At 68.4% G+C, this 4,744-nt stretch carries 4 protein-coding genes; 1 reads left to right on the forward strand and 3 read right to left on the reverse strand.

Annotated features, from left to right (window positions below; genetic code table 11):
* Positions 1-44 precede the first annotated feature (44 nt).
* Positions 45-1,058 carry an XRE family transcriptional regulator gene (locus QK444_RS32570; RefSeq protein WP_282785900.1) on the reverse strand — a complete coding sequence of 338 codons (1,014 nt, stop codon included), beginning with the start codon at positions 1,056-1,058 and terminating at the stop codon, positions 45-47.
* 583 nt (positions 1,059-1,641) lie between these two features.
* Between QK444_RS32570 and QK444_RS32575 the strand changes: the two genes are divergently transcribed.
* On the forward strand, positions 1,642-2,091 hold the full coding sequence (locus QK444_RS32575) for a hypothetical protein (RefSeq protein WP_282785901.1): 450 nt from the start codon (positions 1,642-1,644) through the stop codon (positions 2,089-2,091).
* 65 nt (positions 2,092-2,156) lie between these two features.
* On the opposite strand, the gene QK444_RS32580 is transcribed toward QK444_RS32575, so the two are convergent.
* Positions 2,157-2,918, reverse strand: coding sequence for a copper homeostasis protein CutC (locus QK444_RS32580; RefSeq protein ID WP_282785902.1), 762 nt, complete (start codon positions 2,916-2,918; stop codon positions 2,157-2,159).
* Positions 2,919-3,565: 647 nt separating this feature from the next.
* Positions 3,566-4,399, reverse strand: a complete 834-nt coding sequence (locus QK444_RS32585) for a lytic polysaccharide monooxygenase (RefSeq protein ID WP_282785903.1) — start codon at positions 4,397-4,399, stop codon at positions 3,566-3,568.
* Positions 4,400-4,744: the final 345 nt, after the last annotated feature.

Genomic DNA, 4,744 nt, shown 5'->3' on the forward strand with positions numbered 1-4,744 from the left:
CGCCGCGAACCACGAGGCTGTGCTCGGTGAGTGAGGGGCTGAACTCACTGGGTGGGGGAGCCCGGTGGGATGCCCTTCGCGGCGGTGGTGCCGCAGAACTCCTCGATGCGTTCGTCCAGGCGACGGGCCTCGATCGCCTCGCGGAAGGTGGGGCCGGCCAGCCGCTGACGTAGGCCGGTCAGGCGTTCCTCCAGCTGGGCGATGCGCTTGTCCTCGTCGAGTTGCAGGACCGGTTGCAGGGCCTCGGTGGCCCCGTCGAGACTCCCGTTGATGAGGTGCGCGGCGGCGCTGTCCACCCGCGCGAGGGCCTCCGCCCCGTAGGAACGCTGCTCGGTCGGACCGTTGGCGTAGAGCTCGATGGCGCGCCTGGTGGCCTGGAGCGCGGGTTCGGCCTGACCCAGATGGATGTAGGTCGCGCCCGCGTAGTACTGGCTCTTGGGTTCGTTGAATCCGAAGACGCCGCCCACCTCGTCGTGCAGCGAGTCGTTGGCGCCGCTGGAACCGCGGGCGGCCTCGGCGGCGCGGATGCAGTTCTCGGTGTCGGCGCTGCTGCCCAGCCGCGACCAGATGCGCGCCTCGATATTGTGCAGCCGCACCTGGGCCGTGGTGGATTCCGCGTACTCCTGCCCGTTCTGCGCCAGCAGCACCGCGCGGCGCGGCCGCTCGGACCAGTACTCGATCAGCGCCTGCATGCCGCGCGTCCAGGCCCGTAATCCGTTGTGGCCGCACAGCTCCGCGTAAGCCCAAGCGGCCCTGGCCTGTTCGCCCGCGGCATCGTAGTAGCCGAGGTCGGTGCTGGCATTGGCGAGCAGTCCGGACAGGGTGCCCGCCAACAGATACAGGTGCGAGGTGTCGGCCGGTCTCTGATGCCCCTCGAGCAGCCGGTACACCCGGCGTCGCACGCGCAGCATCTCCACCATCATCGGGACGGGAGGCACGTGCACGTAATCGTTCGCGATGCGCGTGACATCGGCGTCGAGCTGTTCCAACGTGGTGGCTCCCACGTTGGTGCTCTCGGCCCGCCCGGCGTGCTCACTTGCTTCATGGGCAGCCGCCATGATCAGATCCCTCTCCGAAATCGCCGCTAACGCATCGCCCCTCATCGCACCCGCATCCACGAGTGACAGTAGTTCCGCGTCGCTGGAATAAATGGCCTGCGCCGAACTGCTCTGGCGCGCACTGAAACCGGGCCCGGGACGGTCGATCAGAGGCTGATCGATCAATGCCGCGAACCGCGCCCGCACAACGTCGTCGGACCTGGCCAGGGAGGTATCGAGGGCGGCCTGATTGATGGGTCGGGGATGCACCCGAATTCCCCCGGCCTCCCATTTCGACACCAAGCGTTCGTGGACACCGAGATGCGCCGCGAACTCTCGGATACTCATCCGCTTGGCATCGCGAAGGGCGCGGGCCTCTTTACCTGACCAGTGCCGGACCACGATGTCCATCCCTTCCGAACGAACTCCGATGTCCAGGGTACGAGCGTGTCGTGACATGGGCCACAAGCGAAACCGAGCTGGTATCACCGGGTCTACGCGCCGGTAACAGTGGCGGCGGAAGGGCAGCGTAAGGAGGGCGTGCGGGCGTTCTCACACCGCCGGCTCGGGGGCCACCCTGGATTCAGCAGGCAAGGAGTTCGGGGTGAATGCGGACAAGCTGAGAACCGTCGGGGACTGGGTGGCGTTCTACCGCCACGAGTTCGGTCTCCCGGTGATCGAGCGCGGCGGATTCGTAATGCTTCCGATCACCGGGCGCACAGGAGTTATCCACCTGCCGGTGGTGCGGGCCGAAAAAGTCCGCGCCGCACTCGAACAGCAAGGGGAGTCGGCGCCCATGCTGGCTCGCCAGATCCGCTGGAGTTTTCTCGTGGCGCCCGATTCCCGGCCGGGCGAACAGATACTCCAGGTGCTCAACCGTCTCGACATCGGCATACCGCCCGTCGGTTCCGCCGTCATGCTGCCCACCGGACTCGGGCAGTGGACGCGCGAGGGCTGCCACTGGGTGGTGCCGCCGAGCCGAGACAGCAAACTCCCACCGCTGTCGATGCTGATCACGACGGCTCTGGCGGTGGGTTCGGGTAGCGAGGATTGACGCCACCTCGCAACCCGCCGGGTCCGCCCCTTTCCTGGCAGTCGACGGGGCGGACCCGGCGGGAGTCACCCGCGCGAACGCGCGACCTCGCAGAGCGCGGCCACCCCGGCCGCATCCGTTGCGAAATGATCGAAACCCTGTGGTGCACCGGGTTCGGCGAAGGACACCTCCGCGCCCTCGACCTCCAGTCCCGGCACCGGAATGCGGACGGCGGCGTGCAGATCGCGCACCCCGGTACGTTCCAGCACCTCGGCGGCATTGTCGGCGCGCAGGCCACCGCACGCCATGACGTCGATGCGGCCCTGCGCTCGGGTGACGAGTTTCGCGATGAGCGTCGCGCCCTCGACGACCGAAGGCTGCCGTCCCGAGGTGAGCAGCCGCGTGAATCCGAGCTCCATCACCTGCTCGAAAGCGGTGTAGGGATCGGCGCAGACATCGAAGGCGCGATGGAAGGTGACCTCCATATCCTCCGCGGCCTCGATGAGCGCGGCATTGGCGGCCATATCGACCTGGCCGTCGGCGTCCAGCACACCGAACACCACCCCCGCCGCGCCGAGTCGGCGGACCTGGCCGATATCGGCGCGCATCAGCGCGACCTCCGCGGCGGAATAGCGGAAGTCGCCGGGACGTGGGCGGATGAGCACGTGCACCCGGGTGCTCGAGGTGAGTTCGAGGGCCGTGGCGACCAATGCCGGACTCGGGGTCAGCCCGCCCGCGCAGAGTCCGGTGCCCAGCTCGATGCGATCCGCACCGGCGCTCTCCGCCGCCTCCACACCGCCCAGCGTCTCCACCGCGATCTCGACCCGAACACTTCCCGCCTCCGCCATACCTATCAGTATTGACCAGCTCGCGCGCCTTCGCTTGCTGCCGGTTAGCCGACGTGCGTCTGTCGGGTGGACCGGCATCGCGGTCGTGGACCGGTATCGCGATCGACGGCTGCGGCCCGTGCGCACATCGCCGCGCGGATGGCCGCGAGGCGTGCGTCGCTGCCGCAGCGGCCATCGGCGCGCTTCGCGGGCGGCCCGAAGCACTCGGATGCCCCGAGCTGGCGCTGCCGTGTGGCCCCGGGGACTGCGGTCACGGGGCCGGTGGGTACCGCCGAAGTGCATGGTGGTCACCCCCTGCGCGGGTGGCGGCGGGTCGCACGCGTGATCGCCGGTCGGCGCAGGGAGAGTTGTGGATATCGCAGCGTCGGGCGATGCGACCGCTACTCGGCACACCGCTGGGCTCGATGACACGATCGCGCTCGACGTGACCGCTGGGTACGACAACGCCGCTGCGCCGACTGTGAAGCGGCTCGTCGGTCGTGGCAGCTGTGCCGCCCGAATCGGTCACGCCGGGAGGTGCCGGCGCCGCGCGCTCGTCCCAACGGGTTTCACGGTGTGGCAGTAGATGTGGGATGGGCTCGGTCGTCGCGCCGTGCGGGGCGAGGTGGCGGCGTCGGCACCTCGCCCGGTGCACCACCCGCGTGCGGCTACAGGCGCTGCCAGAGGGCCGGGGTGTTCGGCGGGGTCCAGTTCGGGTCGTGGACGGTGTGGGCTTGGCGGCAGCTGTAGTGAATTCCGTTGTAGGACACCACGTCACCTATGCGGTATGTGGCTCCCTGGCGCCAGGACTCGGCGGTGGGTCGGTCGGTGGTGGGGTGCTGATGTGGCGGCGTGGTCGGCAGTGGAGCGGTCGTGGTGGGTGGGCGCGTCGTCGTGGTCGTCGGGGGCGTGGTGGTGGACGGTGCTGCGGTGGTCGGTGCTGTGGTGGGCGTGGGATGCGTTGGGCCGGTCGGGGATCCGCCGTCGTTGATATCCAGGTCGATACAGGAGTAGAACGCATTCGCGGTGTCCCCGATGTTCCAGACGGCGAGCAGCCGGTGCCGCCCGGTGAAGTTCCCCAGATCGACACTGTGCGTGAAGGTCTGCGGCGGCGGCTCGTTGCCGCCGTCCACGAAGCCCACCCGGGTGTCGCCGATGTAGTACTCCCAGTTGGCGGTTCGGTGTGGGGCGGTGACCTTCCAGGTGAAGGACACGGTCCGCCCGACCGGGTGCACGCGCCAGCCCTTGTCGTCGTCGTCCAGCTCCGCGAAGCGGCCGACGCCGCCGCTGCAGCTGCGTAGGCCCTTCGGTCCCTCCGCACTCTGCGGTTCGTACCTGATATCCCCGCAGCTGACGACACCCTGGGCGCACTGTGCCTGCCTGCTGGCCGGGGACGACACATACCCGTGGGCGTGGGCGACACCGGCGGGCATGATCGCGACGATGATCGGCGTGATCCCGGTGAGGGCCGCGACCGTGGACAGCACTCTGCTACGTACCACCTGAATCTCCTTGTGAGACAAGAGGGCAGCGGAGGCCGGCATGCTGTCCTGAACGGATCTGTGACGTGATCCGGACCACTTTGAAGCAAAAGCGTGCTCTAAAAGGTAGGTTCCGGCAACTCTTCAGTCAAGGGCATGTCCCAGTTCAGCCATGAAAGTTTGCTGGCCAGCAAACATTTCGAATGAAAAGAGCCCGGATCCCTAGGGATCCGGGCTCATTCACCAGCGGTGATCAGCTCTTGCGGCCGGGGGCCTTCGCAGTGGACTTGAAGCCCAGGCCGCCCGGCTTGGCGGTCGGCGGCTTCACAGCGCCGTTGCCCTCGGACGCGCCCTTGCCCTCGGCGG

It is taken from the genome of Nocardia sp. CC201C, from assembly GCF_030010695.1.
In the GTDB taxonomy this organism is placed as follows: domain Bacteria; phylum Actinomycetota; class Actinomycetes; order Mycobacteriales; family Mycobacteriaceae; genus Nocardia; species Nocardia otitidiscaviarum.